This window comes from Paracoccus tibetensis (genome assembly GCF_900102505.1).
Lineage (GTDB): Bacteria > Pseudomonadota > Alphaproteobacteria > Rhodobacterales > Rhodobacteraceae > Paracoccus > Paracoccus tibetensis.
Window position 1 is genome coordinate 15587 of sequence record NZ_FMVT01000004.1, and the last position, 15612, is coordinate 31198.

The following is a 15612-nucleotide window of genomic DNA, read 5'->3' on the forward strand; positions in this document are numbered from 1 at the left end:
GTTTGCACGATGTTTCTGCGGGTGCAGCATCGTCAGGCGTCGAAGACGGCCTGCACCTCGTAGAGCACCGGCTCGAAGCTCTTGCAGAGCGCGTGGATGTCGCGGTTGCGCTGGCGCATCTCGGCCGTGCGCAGCATCGCCTGGTAATCGCGCCGGTCGCGCCACTGCGAATAGGTAGCGATGCGCGTCTGCGCGTCGTTGAGGTGGATCGCCCCGCCGAGGCAGCCCGGCTGGTGCCGGATGACCCCCTCCCACGCCTCGGTCAGCAGGTCGAGAACGTCATGGGCGTTGCCGGGCGTCACCTCGAAGATGGTGATGACGGTCTGGCCTTGGAAGTCGCGGCTGATCTGGGGCATGGCGGGCCTCTTGCTCTGGCTGTGTCCGTCCCGTCAGCCTGAGCGCAGCGGGGCCGTCCTGCAAGCCTCATTGCAGACGCCCCTTGCGCGTTGCATGTTGCGCAGAACCACCCGCTGCGACGGAAGGATGCTGCCATGATCCCGGTCTTCGACGGCCACAACGATTTCCTGCAACGCGTCGTCGCCGCCGGGCCGGAGGGCGCGCGGCTGTGGCTGGAAGGGGACGGGACCGGGCATCTGGACCTGCCGCGGATGCGCGCGGGCGGCATGGTCGGCGGCTTTTTCGCCATCTGGGTGCCGACGCCGGCGGCGCTGGACGATCTGGCCGCGGTCACCGCGATGGAGAACCCGCCCTTCGCCCTGCCCCTGCCCGACGAGATTCCCGCCGAGGCCGCCCTGCCCCATGCCTTCCGCCAAGCGGCCGCGTTGCGGATGCTGGAGCGGACGGGAACGCTGGACATCGTCACCGACGCCGATGGCCTGCGCGCCAGCATCGCGGCCGGGCGCATCGCGGCCATCCTGCACATGGAGGGCGCCGAGGCGATCGCGGACAGCGAGGCGCTGCACCTGTGGCACGGGATGGGGCTTCGCTCGCTCGGGCCGGTCTGGTCCCGCCCGACACGCCATGCCGAAGGGGTGCCCTTCGCCTTTCCGGCCTCGCCCGATCAGGGCGGCGGCCTGACGGAGTCGGGGCGGCGGCTTGTCGCAGAGTGCAACGCGCTCGGCATCCTCATCGACCTGTCGCATCTGAACGAGGCGGGCTTCAACGACGTGGGCGCGCTGTCGGACGCGCCGCTGGTCGCCAGCCACAGCAACGTCCACGCGCTCTGCCCCAGCAGCCGCAACCTGACCGACCGCCAGCTGCGCCAGATCGCCGAGAGCCGGGGGCTGGTCGGCCTCAACTTCGCCTCGAGCTTCCTGCGCCCCGACGGCAAGCGCCTGCCGCTGGAGGAGATCGAGGTGATGCTGCGCCATCTCGACCATCTGCTGGACATCCTCGGCGAGGAGGGCGTGGCCCTCGGGTCGGACTTCGACGGCGCGCTGATGCCGCGCGATCTGCCGGATGCCGCCGCGCTGCCGCGCCTCATCGCGGCGATGGAGGCGCATGGCTATGGCGAGGCGCTGATCCGCAAGATCGCGTCTGAAAACTGGATCGGGCTGCTGGAACGGACCTGGCGGGCCTGACGCCCGCCGAAGCCTACTCGACCTGACCCTCGGCCGGGGTCGGGCTCTGCACCATTGCCACCATCTGCGCCAGCGCGGGATCGGCGCCGAGATCGGCCAGCGCGAAACGCTCGGTCAGGCTGCCGGGGGACAGCTCGACATTGCTGACGACCTGCGCGCCGGGCGCGGCAGGGCCGTAGGCCTGGCCGTTCACCGCGAAATAGACGGCGCCCGAGTTGCCGGTCCGCAGCCGCGGCGGCTCTTCCAGCTTCGGCAGCGCGAAACGCTCGCCCGCGTCCATCGTCTTCTCCAGCAGCACCGTCCCGTCGGCCGAGGTGACGCGCACCCAGGCCGGGCGCGTCGCCATCAGCTCCAGCTGCGGCGCGTCGGGGGCAAGCGTGCGGACGCCCGGCTCGCTCTCGCCAAGCGCAAGCTCGGTCACCGGCACCGAGGCCGCATCGGCCAGCGCGGCAGGCAGGGTCGGACCCTGCACCTGGTCGGGGCCAGCGACCGGCTGCGGCACCGCCGCGATGGTGCCGGCCGAGGCGATGACCTGCTCGACCGTCAGGGCGCCGTCCAGAAGGCCCGGATCGATCGAGGCGATCGGTCCGTCGCGCGCGGTCAGCACCGGCGCCTCGAGGATCTGCGGGCGATAGAGCCGGTCCAGCGCCTCGGGCTGCGGCAGGCTGCGCGCGATGTCGGCGGGATCGGCGGTCTCGATCTGCGGGCCGGCAAGGCCGGCGCCTTGGGTCGGGTCAAGCTCGGTCACGAGGCCCGGCCGCTCGTCACCCGGCGCCAGCGTCACCCGCTGCACCTCCTGAAGCAGCGAGAAGCCGCCATAGGCCAGGCCCGCGATCAGCGCGACCAGCACCAGCACGGCGCCGATGGCGCGCGGCTCCACGTCCGAGAAGAAGCCCTGCTGCTGCGGAATGAAGAGCGCGCGCGGATTGGCCAGCGCCTCCGCCGGGTCCGATGGGCGGCGCACCGGCTTCGGCCCCGAGGCCGAGGGGGCCATGCCATGCGTCGGCTGGAAGCCCGATTCGGTGCAGAAGCGGCGGAAGGTCCAGTCCGGGTCCATCCCGAGATAGCGCGCATAGGAGCGGACATAGCCCGAGATGAAGCTGGGCGCGTCGAAGGCCGAGATGTCGCAGTTCTCGATGGCAGCCACGTAGGAGGCGCGGATGCGCAACTCGCGCTGCACGTCCAGCAGCGACTTGCCCAAGGTGGCGCGTTCGCCGCGCATGACATCGCCAAGGCGCGTGTCATCATCGAGGAAGACGTGCGTTCCCTCCACCTGCGCGAACTCCTCTGCCGGGTGCTGTGCCCGCAGCCTGCTCATCTTTGTTGCCTCATGCGCCCGTTGTCAGGAGGGACGAATCACGCCCCCACCCAGGGTTGTTTATCTGGACGTTATCACGCAGACGAGAGCAGTTCACCAGGGATTGCGATCAGGCACTCAATTCCGCGCGATTCAGGGCACAGTGTGACCACAGGCTGTCCATGGCGCGCACGAGGTGGTCGATCTGCTTGGGATCGTGCACCGGCGAGGGCGTGAAGCGCAGCCGCTCGGTGCCGCGCGGCACGGTGGGGAAGTTGATCGGCTGCACGTAGATGCCGTGATCGCGCAGCAGCATGTCCGACAAGGCCTTGCAGTGAACGGGATGCCCGACATGGACCGGCACGATGTGGCTGCCGTGGTCGATGATCGGCATGCCGAGCGACTTGAGCCGCATCTTCAGGATGCGCGCGTGCAGCTGCTGCGCGTCGCGCAGCTTCTGGCCCTCGGCAGTCTTGAGGAAGGCGATGGACGCGGCCGCCCCCGCTGCAACCGCAGGTGGAAGCGAGGTCGTGAAGATGAAGCCCGGTGCATAGGAGCGGATCGCGTCGCACATCTTTGCGCTGGCTACGATGTAGCCGCCGAAGACGCCGAAGGCCTTGCCGAGCGTGCCGTTGATGATGTCCAGCCGGTGCGCGATGCGGTCGCGCTCGGCCACGCCGCCGCCGCGGGGGCCGTACATGCCGACCGCGTGGACCTCGTCCAGATAGGTCAGGGCGCCGAACTCGTCGGCCAGGTCGCAGATCGCCGCGATGGGCCCGAAATCCCCGTCCATCGAGTAGATCGACTCGAAGGCGATCAGCTTCGGCGCGGCAGGATCGTCCGCCTCCAGCAACTGGCGCAGATGCGCCACGTCGTTGTGCCGGAAGATGCGCTTGGCGCCACCGTTGCGCTTGATCCCCTCGATCATCGAGGCGTGGTTCAGCTCGTCCGAATAGATGATGAGGCCGGGAAACAGCTTCGGCAGCGTGGACAACGTCGCGTCATTGGCGATGTAGGCCGACGAGAAGACCAGCGAGGCTTCCTTGCCGTGCAGGTCCGCCAGCTCGGCCTCAAGCCGCTTGTGATAGACCGTCGTGCCCGAGATGTTGCGCGTGCCGCCCGAACCGGCGCCGGTCGCGTCCAGCGCCTCGTGCATCGCGGAGAGGACGGCCGGGTGCTGGCCCATGCCCAGATAGTCGTTGCCGCACCAGACGGTGATCTCCTGCCGCTCGCCGTCGGGGCGGTTCCACACCGCCTGCGGGAACCGGCCCTTGGCACGCTCGATGTCGATGAAGGTCCGGTAGCGGCCTTCCTCATGCAGTCGGGCGATGGCCTGGTCCAAGGCGGCGTCGTAGTTCATTGCGGGCGTTCCCTTGCAAACTGGCTGGGTGCGATCATCGTCCATCGCGCGCGGCCCGACATTGATAGAGGTCAAGGTCGGAAAAAGACAGGCCCAAAACGTCGCAACACGACTAAAGATCAATAGGGCCGACGTCTTAAGCGCTGTCCGTCACGTTCACGAGCGATGTGGGCGCGCCTCTCCCGGCGGTCAAGGCAAGGTGATGCCGAGCCCGCCGATCCGCGCTGACAATTCCCGCGGGCCGTGATAGTCCGCCTGCCAAAGCTCTGAGCAAAGGGAAGAAACCATGTTCATGAAACCCGCGCACGCGCTTCTGGCCGCGCTGGCCCTTTCGACGGCGCCCGCCGCACTGGCGCAGGAGACCGCCCCCGCCGAGGGCACCGCCGCCGGGACCGAGGCCGCGCCCGCCCCGCAATCGCCCCTCCCCGCCGCGCCGGCCACGGACGTCGCCGCGCCCGAAGCCGACTCGCCGGCCGCAGGGGCGCCCGCTGCCGATGCCGACGCACCGGCCGCAGAGGATGCCGCGGATGCCGAGGCGGGCGCCGGGGATGCGCCCGCGGCCGACGCTCCGGCCACCGATGGAGCGGCTGCCCCGGCCGATCCGGCGGCCGAGGAGGGTGAGCCGCGCGTCGGAAGCTACTACCTGATGGAAGAGCACGGCGACTGGATGATCCGCTGCATCCGGGCGGGCCAGGGCAAGGACCCGTGCGAGATGTACAAGCTGCTCAGCGACGAGGATGAAAACGCCGTCGCCGAGTTCACCCTGATCCCGCTGACGAATGGCCAGGTCGCGGCCGGCGCCACACTGATCGCCCCGCTCGAGACGGACCTGATCGAGGGCCTCGGCCTGCAGGTCGACAACGGCGAGATGCGCGGCTACCCGTTCAGCGTCTGCACGCCGGTCGGCTGCGTCTCGCGCCTCGGCTTCACCGATGCCGAGCTGGCCGCGATGAAGCGCGGCAACCGCGGCACCGTGCAGCTGGTGCCCTTCGGGGGCGACGCCGAACAGCCGGTGCGCCTGTCCTTCTCGTTGACCGGCTTCACGGCAGCCTTCGACTCGCTGACGGCCTATGCCGCCGCGCCCGCGCCCGAGCCGCAGGAGGATGCCGCCGACGCCCCCGCCGAAGCCGCTCCGGCCGAGGATGCGCCCGCCGAGTGATCCTGCCGCGTGATCCTGCCGACCGGCAGATCAAGGCCGCGCCCCCCCTGGGCGCGGCTTTTTCATGTCGCCGTGACGCCCCGGACCTTTTCGCTCCGGCGCCGCGTTGTGCGGGCTGTGCCGGGCGGATCGGTCCGGCAGCAAAAGCCGAAAGGACAGGCACATGAAACTGGATGGGAAGAAGATCGCGCTGCTGATCGCGCCGCGTGGCACGGAAGAGCCGGAATTCGTGCAGCCGCGCGACGCGCTGAAGGAGGCCGGGGCCGAGGTCACCGTCGTCGGGATCGAGACCGGCAGCGCCGAGACGGTGAATGGCGATCTAGATCCGGGCGCCAAGTATGACGTGGACCGGACGGCCGGCGATGTCTCGGCCGATGACTTCGACGGGCTCGTGATCCCCGGCGGCACGGTCGGCGCGGACAAGCTGCGCGCGGACAAGGACGTCGTCGCGCTGGTCAAGGCCTTCTTCGCGGCCGGCAAGCCGGTCGGGGCGATCTGCCACGGTCCCTGGCTTCTGGCCGAGGCGGACGTGCTTCAGGGCCGCAAGGTGACGTCCTACCCCTCGCTCGCGACTGATCTGCGGAACGCCGGCGCCGAATGGACCGACCAGGAGGTGGTGACCGACAGCGGCCTCGTCACCAGCCGCAAGCCGGACGACCTTCCGGCCTTCTGCGCCAAGCTGGTCGAGGAATTTGCTGAAGGGCGGCACGAGGCGCAGGCCCGCAGCGCCTGATCCGCAGCGCCTGATGCAGAGCGATTGAACCGCAGCGCTGCGGCGGTCAGACCCGCCGCAGCGCGATCACCGCGTTCAGACCGCCGAAGGCGAAGGCGTTCGACAGGACCACGTCCACCTTCGCGTCGCGCGCCTCGTTCGGCACCACGTCGAGCGCGCATTCCGGGTCCGGCTCCTGATAGCCGATCGTGGGGGCGATGACCCCGTCGCGCAGCGCCATGATGCAAGCGAGCAGCTCGACCGCGCCGGTGCCGCCGATCAGGTGGCCGTGCATCGACTTCGTGGACGAGATCATCAGCCGGTCCGCATGGTGGCCGAAGGCATGGGCCACGGCGGCGCATTCCGTCTTGTCATTGGCCGCCGTGCCGGTGCCGTGGGCGTTGATGTAGCCGACATCCTCGGGGTTCAGCCCGCCGTCCAGCATCGCGCCCGTGATCGCCCGCTCGGCCCCCTGCGCCGAGGGCATGACGATGTCCTGCGCGTCCGAGGACATGGCGAAGCCCACCACCTCGGCCAGGATGTCGGCGCCACGCTCGCGGGCGTGCTCGTAATCCTCGAAGACGAAGACGCCCGCGCCCTCGCCCTGGACCATGCCGTTGCGGTTGGCGCTGAAGGGGCGGCAGGCGTCCTTGGACATGACGCGCAGCCCTTCCCAGGCCTTGACCCCGCCGAAGCAGAGCATCGCCTCGGAGCCGCCCGACAGCATGACCTCTGCCGCGCCCGAGCGGACCATCTGGAAGGCCAGCCCCATCGCGTGGTTGCTGCTGGCGCAGGCCGTCGCGACGGTGAAGGCGGGACCGCGCAGGCCGAACTCCATGCTGACATGAGAGGCGGCGGCGTTGTTCATCAGCTTGGGGACGACGAAGGGATGGACGCGGTTCTTCCCCTCTTCATAAACCGCACGGTAATTCTCGTCCCAGGTGTTCAGCCCGCCACCCGCCGTGCCCAGCACCACGCCCGAGCGGAAGCCGAGCGCGCCCTCGAAATGCAGGCCCGACTGCTCGACGGCCTGCTTGGCGGCCAGAAGCGTGAACTGGGTGAACTTGTCGTAGAGCAGGATCTGCTGGCGGTTGAAGTAGGTCTCGGGCGTCCAGTCGTGGACCTGCGCGCCGATCTGGATCGACAGCCGCTCGACATCGCGGAACTCGAGTTGGGTGATCCCGCAGCGCCCCTCGCGATAGGCGGCCAGCGTGGTCGGCACGTCATGACCAAGCGCGTTGATCGTCCCGGCTCCGGTGATGACCACGCGGCGCAGCCCCCCGCGGCCGGTCAGCCCACCGGTGCCCGCGACCTGCGGCGCCTTGATGCCGGCATCGGCCAGCGCCTCGGAACTGGCAGCGGGCGCGGGCCGGGCGCCCTTCGGGCCGTCGGACTTCTTCCGGCTCATGCGCCCTTTTCCGCCACCAGCCGCTCGACCGCGGCGATGATGGTGCCCATGTTCGAGATGTCGAACTCGGACTTCTCGGGCTCGTTGGCGTTGAAGGGGATCGAGATGTCGAACTCTTCCTCGAGGGCGAAGATCGACTCGACCAGGCCGAGGCTGTCGATGCCCAGGTCGGCAGGCGTCGCCTCGTCGGTCACCTGGTCGGGCTCCAGCATGGCCTGCTCGGCGATGATGGTGCGGATGCGGTTTCGGATGTCGTCTGTCATGTCGCCTCCTGATCAGCCCTTTTCCAACAGGCGTGTCACGCTTTCCTGAAACTTCGACAACTGCTGCATGACACGCGGCAGCCGGCGCACGGCCTTCTGGATCTCCATCTGCGTCTCCATCTTCACCGCCGGGTTGCCCAGCACCACGCGGCCCGAGGGCACGCGGGTGAAGATCTTGGTCGCCCCGCCCGCGATGACGTCGTCGCCGATCTCGATGTTGTCCGACACGCCCACCTGCCCCGCCAGCACCACCCGGTCGCCGATCCGGGACGAGCCCGCGACCCCCACGAGGCCGCAGAGCAGGCAGTCGCGGCCGACCACGACGTTGTGGCCCAGCTGCACGAGGTTGTCGATCTTGGTGCCCGAGCCGACGCGCGTGGCCCGGATCGTGCCGCGGTCGATCGTGGCATTGGCGCCGATCTCGACATCGTCGCCGATCTCGACCCCGCCGAGAGAATGGATGCGCGTCCAGTGCTGCGCCTTGATCCCCTCGCGGGTGCCGAGCGTGCGGCGGATCTCCTCGATGCCCGATTCCTCGGGCGTGACGAAGGAGAAGCCGTCGCCGCCGATCGAGGCGCCGGGCTGCACGATCAGCCGGTCGCCCGCGATGACGCCGTGGGCGATGCGCGCGCCGGGATGGATCACGGCCTCGGCGCCGATGCGGCTGCCACGGCCGATGCTGACATGGGCGCCGATGCGCGCGCCGGGACCGATCTCGACGCCGGCGCCGATGACGACGAAGGGCGCGATGGCCGCGCCCTCGCCGATCCGGGCCGAGGGGTCGATGACGGCGCTCGGGTGGATGCCGGGGGCGATGTCGGGGCCGGGATCGAAGGCGCGGGTCAGCCCGGCCATCACGAGCCGCGGGCGGGGCGCGAAGATCGCGGCGCGCAGGCCGTAGGTCTCGGGGTCCATGCCCTCGGCCAGAAGGGCCATGCTGCCGGGGGCCAGCGCGGCGGCGTAGCGCGGCGACATGGCCATCGCGATGAGCCCGCTGCCGCCCTCGACCGGCGGGGTCTGGGCCGGCTCGGCGGCGCCGGTGACGGTCAGGCTGTCCTCGCCCCAGAAACGTGCATCCAGCGCGCGGGCAAGCTCGGCAATGGTGATCGCCATGAGGCCCCCTTTCGCCTTGCGGATTAACGCGTTTGCCCGGCCAAGGCCAGACGCCGCGGCTCACATCTGCGTCGCGGACCTGTCAGCTGCCGAAGCCCTCGGCCTCCAGCGCCTGCCAGATGCGGGCGTCCCTGCCGTAGATGTCGGCCGCCATCCGCACCTGTCCCGAGGAATCCGGCCAGGCGGTGAAGTAGACCAGATGCACCGGCACGCCGGGCCGCAGCGTCAGCCAGGTCTCGCGGCCGCTGTCCCGCGCGCGGCGATAGACCGCGGCCGGATCGTCAGTCTGCACCGAGAGCAGTGCATGGGCCAGGTCCACCGGATCGGCGATGCGGATGCAGCCGTTGGAATGGGCGCGCATGTTCTGCCCGAAGAGGTGCCGCGTCGGCGTGTCGTGCAGGTAGATGTTCCACTGGTTGGGGAAGATGAACTTCACCTCGCCCAGGGCATTGTCCGCGCTCGGCTTCTGGCGCAGGCGGTAGGGGAAGCTGGCGGCGTTGAAGTTGACCTGGCCGCGCGGGACGATGTTGCCGCGCCCGTCCACCACATCGAGGTGCGACAGCGCGTTCGCGTTAGCCCGCAGCTTCGGCAGGTAGTCGCGGTTCGTGATCGAGCGCGGGACGTTCCAGCTGGGGTTGACGACGAGGTGCGAGATCACGTCCGAGAACTCGGGCGTGCGCATCTCGGCGGTGTCCTTGCCGACGACGCTGCGGGTGCGGAAGACCTCGGCCCCGTCCTGCGAGATGGTGGTGGTGTAGTCGGGGATGTTCACCCAGACATGGCGGGCCGAGAAGTCGGTGCCGCCCATCCAGCGCAGCCGCTCCAGCGCGACCATGATCGCCCTCTGGCGCTGGTCGCGCCCCGAAGGCCCCTCACCGTTCAGGCGGCGGATCGTCTGCGGCCCGGCGATGCCGTCCGAGGGCAGGCCGGCGGCGTCCTGGAACCGCGCCACGGCCTCGGAAAACGCGGCATCATAAAGCGCCGGGTCCGCGGTCGGCGCGCCGAAGCCCATCGCCTCGAGGCGCGCGCGCATCAGGGGAAGATCGCTCCCGCGGCTGCCCACGCGCCACAGCCCCTCGGGCACCGCGGGAAGATGCGCCGGGATCGCCAGTTCGGCGCCTCCGGTCAACGCGGCCTGCAGCGCCCGGTAGGCCGGATGGTCCGGCGCGGCCGCAGCGATCACCGCCACTGGGTCGGGCGCCGCCACCGCGCGCGCCATCATCTCGGCCACCGCGCGGTCGGGACGCGCGCGCTTGATCTCGGGATCGACGCGGGACGGCACCAGGACCCCGCCCGAGAGGTCCGAGAGCAGCCGCGCCAGCGCGCGGGCATGGGCCAGCTCGGCCTCCAGGCCCTGCCCGGCCGCGGCCAGCGCCTCTGGCTGGTAGCGCATGACGGGGATGCCGTGGCGAGGCGCCTGCGCGATCGCCTCCTGCAACGCCGCCCGCAAGGGCGCCCCCGATTCGCCTTGGAACACCGCGCGCAGGCCGTTGCGGCCGTAGAAGCTGGCAAGATCCAGGTCGCCCGCGACGGCCTCGGCAAGTGCCATTTCGGCCGGCGTGAAGTTCAACCGTGGCGCCTGAGCCACGCTCACGGCAGCGGCATGACCCTGTCCCAGCTGCGCCGCCGCTGGCACCGGTATCGCCGCCACCAAGGCCAGCGTCAGCGACCTGATGATGTTGTACGTACTCATTACTTCCCTCGCTCGACGCAATTTTCACGTTCTCACAGCCGCTGCGCCCCGGCCAGTCACAAGCACCTGTTCCCGCTGCCCCGGGATGCAGATGATGCCGCTTTGCAACTGCCCCGAGCAAAGCTGCCACATCCCGCACGTTTCGGCAGATTCTCGCCGACGGCGCCTCGATCAATGCGCAACGGCCAGAATCCGTTTCGCTGCCCACCAAGATTTGACATATTGTTAGCAGGCCGGGGCTAAAATCCGGCTTGCCGCGCGATGCCGCGGACACAAAAACGAAGCAGGACAGGCGATCTGACATGACAATGGACCTTATCTCCCGTCGCGGCCTCCTCGGTGTGTTTGCGGCGTCCACCGTTGCTGCCGCACCGGTGATGGCAAATGCGTTCGGTTTTCTGCGCGGCGCGGGCGACTACCGCCGCGTGCGCATGTATTCGGGCCGCACCGGCGAAAGCATCGACACGGTCTACTGGGTGGACGGCAAGTACATCCGCGAGGCCCTGAACGAGATCAACGTCTTCATGCGCGACTGGCGCAGCGGCGAGGTGATCGGGATCGATCCGCGCACCGTGGACGTGGCCGCCGCCTCGGCGCGCCTGCTGCAGACGAACGAGCCCTACATGATGCTCTCGGGCTACCGCTCGCCGCGCACCAACGCGATGCTGCGCCGTCAGTCCGGCGGCGTCGCGCAGAACTCGCTGCACATGACCGGCAAGGCGGCCGACCTGCGGCTCAAGTCGCGCTCGGTCGGGCAGATGTATCAGGCGGCGGTGGCCTGCCGCGCGGGCGGCGTCGGCCGCTACAGCCGGTCGAACTTCGTGCACATGGATTGCGGCCCGGTCCGCACCTGGGGCAGCTGATCGCCAGCCTCGTCAGGGACTTCCATCGCGGTGCCTGCCTTGCGGCAAGCGCCGCGATCTGTCATGACGGGACCAGGCGCCCGGCGGCGAGGGGCTATGGTCCACGCCGTGACGCGGATGCTGCAAGCCTTCGGATCGGAGCCAGATGAACCTGCAAGTCAATCGGCGCTACCGCACGGCCAAGAAGATCCAGGCCGTTGCCGTGGAACTGGCGGTCCGGGACGGCCTCGCCAATGTCACGACTGAGGCGATCGCCCGGCAGGCCGAAATCAGCACCCGGACCTTCTTCAACTACTACCCCTACAAGGAGGCGGCGCTGATGGGCCCGCCCCCGGACTACCCGGCCGAGGCCTCCGAGGCCTTCGTGAACGGCAAGGGCCGCCTGATCGACGACCTCGCCGCGCTGATCGAGGCGCATCTGGCGCGCTTTCTCGACGAGCGGGACATGATCGGCCACCTGCTTGCGCTCAGCGAGACCGACCCCAAGCTCGAGGCGCTGCGCAACAGCGCCATGCTGTCGCGCCGCGCGCAGATGCGTGGGCTGCTGCACCGGCGGATGCCCGGCTCGGACCCGCGACTCGTCGAGATCCTGGCGGCCGCGATCATCGCCGCCACCAATGCCGCGACGAAGGACTGGGTCTCGGGCGAGCGCAGCGACTTCATTGCCGCCGCGCATGAGAACCTGTCGCTGATCATGACGGCCGCCGAACTTCTCGGCCGCGCCGGGGATCAGGGCGACAGCAGCTTGCGGTAAAGCGCGTCGAGGAAGGCCGCCGCCTCGTTTAGCGGATCGCGGCCCGGACCTAGCACCGCGCGGACCTGCACGTCGAAATCGGCGTAATGCTGCGTCATCGACCAGATCGAGAAGATCAGGTGATGCGGATCGACCTGCGCCAGCCGCCCCTCCGCCATCCAGCGCCGCAGGACGGCGGCCGCCTCGTCCACGATCTGCCGCAGCCCGCCGCCGAGGATCTCGGTCAGATGCGGCGCGCCCTCCAGGATCTCGTAGGCGAAAAGCCGGCTTTCGCGGGGAAAGTCCCGCGACATCTGCAGCTTCGCGCGCACGTAGGCCAGCACCTCCGCCAGCGGCTCGCCGGCCGGATCGATGCGCTGCAGGGGCGCCAGCCACATCTCCAGCAGCGAGGTCAGCAGCGCCTTGTGGATCTCGTCCTTCGAGGTGAAGTAATAGAGCACGTTCGGCTTTGAAAGCCCGGCATGGCGCGCGATCTGGTCGATGGTCGCGCCCCGGAAGCCGCCCGCCGAGAACGCCTCGAGCGCGCCGCCAAGGATCAGCTCGCGGTTCTTCTGCTGGATGCGGGACAGGCTGGGGGCCGAATTTCGTTCTGTCATCGCGCGTGCCCTTTCGGCATGATCGCAAATTAGGCAAACCTGGTGCCGCTTCCGGTGCCTGCCGGGTCCGTCCCGGTTCAGAATGCTTGACTGCCAATGGCCCCGTGCTAGCCTGATCCTGACCATCTGGTCAATATTCCGCGAGGTTCCCTGTTCATGCCGCTCGACCGCAAGCCCGCCCCCAACGACCTGCGCGCCTTCTGGATGCCGTTCACGGCGAACCGGCAGTTCAAGTCGGCGCCCCGGATGCTGACCGAGGCGCAGGACATGCACTACACCGCGGCCGACGGGCGCCAGATCCTGGACGGGACCGCGGGCCTGTGGTGCTGCAACGCCGGCCACTGCCGCCCGAAGATCACCGAAGCGGTGCAGTCGCAGATCGGCGTTCTCGACTACGCACCTGCCTTCCAGATGGGGCACCCGCTGGCCTTCGAGCTGGCGAACCGCATCGTGGACATCGCGCCCGAGGGGATGGAGCATGTCTTCTACTGCAACTCCGGCTCGGAAGCCGTTGATACGGCGCTGAAGATCGCGCTCGCCTATCACCGCGCCCGCGGCGACAGCGCCCGGACGCGGCTGATCGGGCGCGAGCGCGGCTATCACGGCGTCGGCTTCGGCGGCATCTCGGTCGGCGGGATCGTGAACAACCGCCGTCATTTCGGCACGCTGCTGGCGGGCGTCGACCACCTGCCCCACACCCACCTGCCCGAGAACCGCATGACCCGCGGCCAGCCCGAGCATGGCGCCCACCTCGCCGACGAGCTGGAGCGCCTGGTCGCGCTGCACGGCGCCGAGACCATCGCGGCCGTCATCGTCGAGCCGATGGCCGGCTCCACCGGCGTCCTGATGCCGCCCAAGGGCTATCTGCAGAAGCTGCGCGAGCTCACGCGCAAGCACGGCATCCTCTTGATCTTCGACGAGGTCATCACCGGCTTCGGCCGCCTCGGCAGCCCCTTCGCCGCGCAGCATTTCGGCGTCGTTCCCGACATGATCACCTGCGCCAAGGGCCTCACGAACGGCGTCATCCCGATGGGCGCCGTGCTGACCTCGGCCGCGATCCACGACGCCTTCATGCAGGGTCCCGAGCACATCATCGAGCTGTTCCACGGCTACACCTATTCCGGCAACCCGGTCAGCTGCGCCGCCGCCATCGCGACGCTGGACACCTATGCCGAGGAGGGCCTGCTGACCCGCGCCTCCGAGCTGGAGCATCACTGGCAGGAGGCGATCCACAGCCTCGCGGATCACCCCCATGTCGTCGACATCCGCAACATGGGCCTCATCGGCGCGGTCGAACTGGCCCCGATCGAGGGCCAGCCGGGCAAGCGCGCCTTCGACATCTTCGTAAAGGCCTTCGAGGCCGGCATCCTGATCCGCGTGACCGGCGACATCATCGCGATGTCGCCGCCGCTGATCATCTCGAAGGACCAGATCGACGAGCTGATCGGCACGCTCGGCGACGTGCTGAAGAACGCGGCGTAAGCGCCGCCACCCATCCAGCCCACCCCGCACCAAGACGGGGCGGCCCGACAGGAAGGACGACGAATGAGCGACGAGAGCGCGCTGATGACGGCTGGCCACGCGGCCACCAACATGACGGTGGACGGCCAGCGGCTGTGGGACAGCCTCATGGAGATGGCGAAGATCGGCCCCGGCATCGCCGGCGGCAACAACCGCCAGACCTTGACCGATGCCGACGCCGAAGGGCGCGCCCTGTTCCGGTCCTGGTGCGAGGCGGCGGGAATGAGCATGGGCCTCGACCGGATGGGCAACATGTTCATGCGCCACGAGGGGGCCGAGCCGGATCTGGACCCGGTCTATATCGGCAGCCATCTCGACACGCAGCCGACCGGCGGGAAGTATGACGGCGTTCTCGGCGTGCTGGCGGGGCTGGAGGTCGTGCGCTCGATCCGCGATCTTGGCATCCGCACGCGCCGGCCCATCGTGGTGGTGAACTGGACCAACGAGGAAGGCGCACGCTTCGCCCCCGCCATGCTGGCCTCGGGCGTCTTCGCGGGCGTGCATGACGAGGATTACGCCAACAGCCGCGTGGACGCCGAGGGCAAGCGCTTCGGGGACGAGCTGGACCGCATCGGCTGGCGCGGCGACGAGGCGCCCGGGGCGCGCAAGATCCACGCGATGTTCGAGTATCACATCGAGCAGGGCCCGATTCTCGAGGCCGAGGGGCGCGAGATCGGCGTCGTGACGCATGGGCAGGGCCTCTGGTGGCTGCAGGTCACGCTGACCGGCAAGGACGCGCATACCGGCTCGACGCCGATGGGGATGCGGGTGAACGCCGGCCTCGGCATGGCGCGGATCATCGAGGCGGTGCACCGAATCGCGATGGACCACCAGCCGAACGCCGTGGGCGCAGTCGGCCAGGCGAATGTCTGGCCGAACAGCCGCAACGTGATCCCGGGCAAGGCCGTCTTCACCATCGACTTCCGCTCGCCGGACCTGGGCAAGCTCACCTCGATGCGCTCGAAGTTGGAGCTGGAAGCATCTAAGATTGCTGCTGAACTTGGCCTCGGGATCGAGATAGAGCCGGTCGGGCATTTCGATCCCGTGACCTTCGATCCGGGGCTGGTCGCCACCGTGCGGCGGGCGGCCGAAGGGCTGGGGCTGACGCATATGGACATCGTCTCGGGCGCGGGTCACGACGCCTGCTGGATCAACCGCGTCGCGCCGACAGTGATGATCATGTGCCCCTGCGTGGGAGGCCTTAGCCACAACGAGGCCGAGGAAATCACGCCGGATTGGGCGAAGGCGGGTTGCGACGTGCTGCTGCACGCGGTGCTGGAAGCGGCCGAAGTGGTGCGCTGACGCACGGTCGCCGGGGGTTTCACCCCCGGA

15 protein-coding genes are annotated in these 15612 nt (G+C 69.2%); 7 read left to right on the plus strand and 8 right to left on the minus strand.

Annotated features, from left to right (window positions below):
• Positions 1–32: 32 nt before the first annotated feature.
• A complete protein-coding gene (locus BLP73_RS06340) occupies positions 33–356 on the minus strand; it encodes an antibiotic biosynthesis monooxygenase family protein (RefSeq protein WP_090741516.1) in 324 nt (107 codons plus the stop codon).
• A gap of 135 nt (positions 357–491) precedes the next feature.
• Between BLP73_RS06340 and BLP73_RS06345 the strand changes: the two genes are divergently transcribed.
• A complete protein-coding gene (locus BLP73_RS06345; protein WP_090741518.1) occupies positions 492–1541 on the plus strand; it encodes a dipeptidase in 1050 nt (349 codons plus the stop codon).
• Positions 1542–1554: 13 nt separating this feature from the next.
• On the opposite strand, the gene BLP73_RS06350 is transcribed toward BLP73_RS06345, so the two are convergent.
• A complete protein-coding gene (locus BLP73_RS06350) occupies positions 1555–2859 on the minus strand; it encodes a helix-turn-helix domain-containing protein (protein ID WP_245686572.1) in 1305 nt (434 codons plus the stop codon).
• 109 nt (positions 2860–2968) lie between these two features.
• Positions 2969–4198: a 5-aminolevulinate synthase gene (hemA, locus tag BLP73_RS06355; RefSeq protein ID WP_090741520.1), complete on the minus strand. Its 1230-nt coding sequence runs from the start codon at positions 4196–4198 to the stop codon at positions 2969–2971.
• Positions 4199–4484: 286 nt separating this feature from the next.
• On the opposite strand from hemA, the gene BLP73_RS06360 reads away from it, so the two are divergent.
• On the plus strand, positions 4485–5357 hold the full coding sequence (locus BLP73_RS06360; RefSeq protein ID WP_090741522.1) for an invasion associated locus B family protein: 873 nt from the start codon (positions 4485–4487) through the stop codon (positions 5355–5357).
• 163 nt (positions 5358–5520) lie between these two features.
• The gene (locus BLP73_RS06365; protein ID WP_090741524.1) at positions 5521–6090 is read left to right on the plus strand and encodes a type 1 glutamine amidotransferase domain-containing protein; all 570 of its coding nucleotides are present in this window, start codon (positions 5521–5523) and stop codon (positions 6088–6090) included.
• 46 nt (positions 6091–6136) lie between these two features.
• Here BLP73_RS06365 and BLP73_RS06370 read toward each other — a convergent pair whose 3' ends face one another.
• From BLP73_RS06370 to BLP73_RS06385, 4 genes are all read right to left on the minus strand, one after another.
• Positions 6137–7345 (minus strand): beta-ketoacyl-[acyl-carrier-protein] synthase family protein, encoded by a 1209-nt coding sequence (locus tag BLP73_RS06370; protein WP_090742079.1) that lies wholly within the window; start codon positions 7343–7345, stop codon positions 6137–6139.
• A gap of 128 nt (positions 7346–7473) precedes the next feature.
• On the minus strand, positions 7474–7740 hold the full coding sequence (locus BLP73_RS06375) for an acyl carrier protein (RefSeq protein ID WP_090741526.1): 267 nt from the start codon (positions 7738–7740) through the stop codon (positions 7474–7476).
• Positions 7741–7752: 12 nt separating this feature from the next.
• The gene (gene lpxD, locus BLP73_RS06380) at positions 7753–8853 is read right to left on the minus strand and encodes a UDP-3-O-(3-hydroxymyristoyl)glucosamine N-acyltransferase (protein ID WP_090741528.1); all 1101 of its coding nucleotides are present in this window, start codon (positions 8851–8853) and stop codon (positions 7753–7755) included.
• An 82-nt stretch (positions 8854–8935) separates the two neighbouring features.
• A complete protein-coding gene (locus tag BLP73_RS06385) occupies positions 8936–10546 on the minus strand; it encodes a L,D-transpeptidase family protein (protein ID WP_090741529.1) in 1611 nt (536 codons plus the stop codon).
• A gap of 302 nt (positions 10547–10848) precedes the next feature.
• Between BLP73_RS06385 and mepK the strand changes: the two genes are divergently transcribed.
• Together mepK and BLP73_RS06395 are read left to right on the plus strand one after the other, a co-directional pair.
• Positions 10849–11409 carry a peptidoglycan L,D-endopeptidase MepK gene (mepK, locus tag BLP73_RS06390; protein WP_090741531.1) on the plus strand — a complete coding sequence of 187 codons (561 nt, stop codon included), beginning with the start codon at positions 10849–10851 and terminating at the stop codon, positions 11407–11409.
• A 145-nt stretch (positions 11410–11554) separates the two neighbouring features.
• Positions 11555–12163 carry a TetR/AcrR family transcriptional regulator gene (locus BLP73_RS06395; RefSeq protein ID WP_090741533.1) on the plus strand — a complete coding sequence of 203 codons (609 nt, stop codon included), beginning with the start codon at positions 11555–11557 and terminating at the stop codon, positions 12161–12163.
• On the opposite strand, the gene BLP73_RS06400 is transcribed toward BLP73_RS06395, so the two are convergent.
• A complete protein-coding gene (locus BLP73_RS06400) occupies positions 12139–12759 on the minus strand; it encodes a TetR family transcriptional regulator C-terminal domain-containing protein (RefSeq protein WP_090741535.1) in 621 nt (206 codons plus the stop codon). The two genes, BLP73_RS06395 and BLP73_RS06400, sit on opposite strands and share 25 nt — an antisense overlap.
• Before the next feature lie 156 nt (positions 12760–12915).
• Here BLP73_RS06400 and aptA point away from each other — a divergent pair, with 156 nt between their 5' ends.
• Both aptA and BLP73_RS06410 read left to right on the plus strand, forming a co-directional pair.
• Positions 12916–14241, plus strand: coding sequence for an omega-aminotransferase AptA (gene aptA, locus BLP73_RS06405; RefSeq protein ID WP_090741537.1), 1326 nt, complete (start codon positions 12916–12918; stop codon positions 14239–14241).
• A 111-nt stretch (positions 14242–14352) separates the two neighbouring features.
• Positions 14353–15582, plus strand: coding sequence for a Zn-dependent hydrolase (locus BLP73_RS06410; protein ID WP_090742082.1), 1230 nt, complete (start codon positions 14353–14355; stop codon positions 15580–15582).
• Positions 15583–15612: the final 30 nt, after the last annotated feature.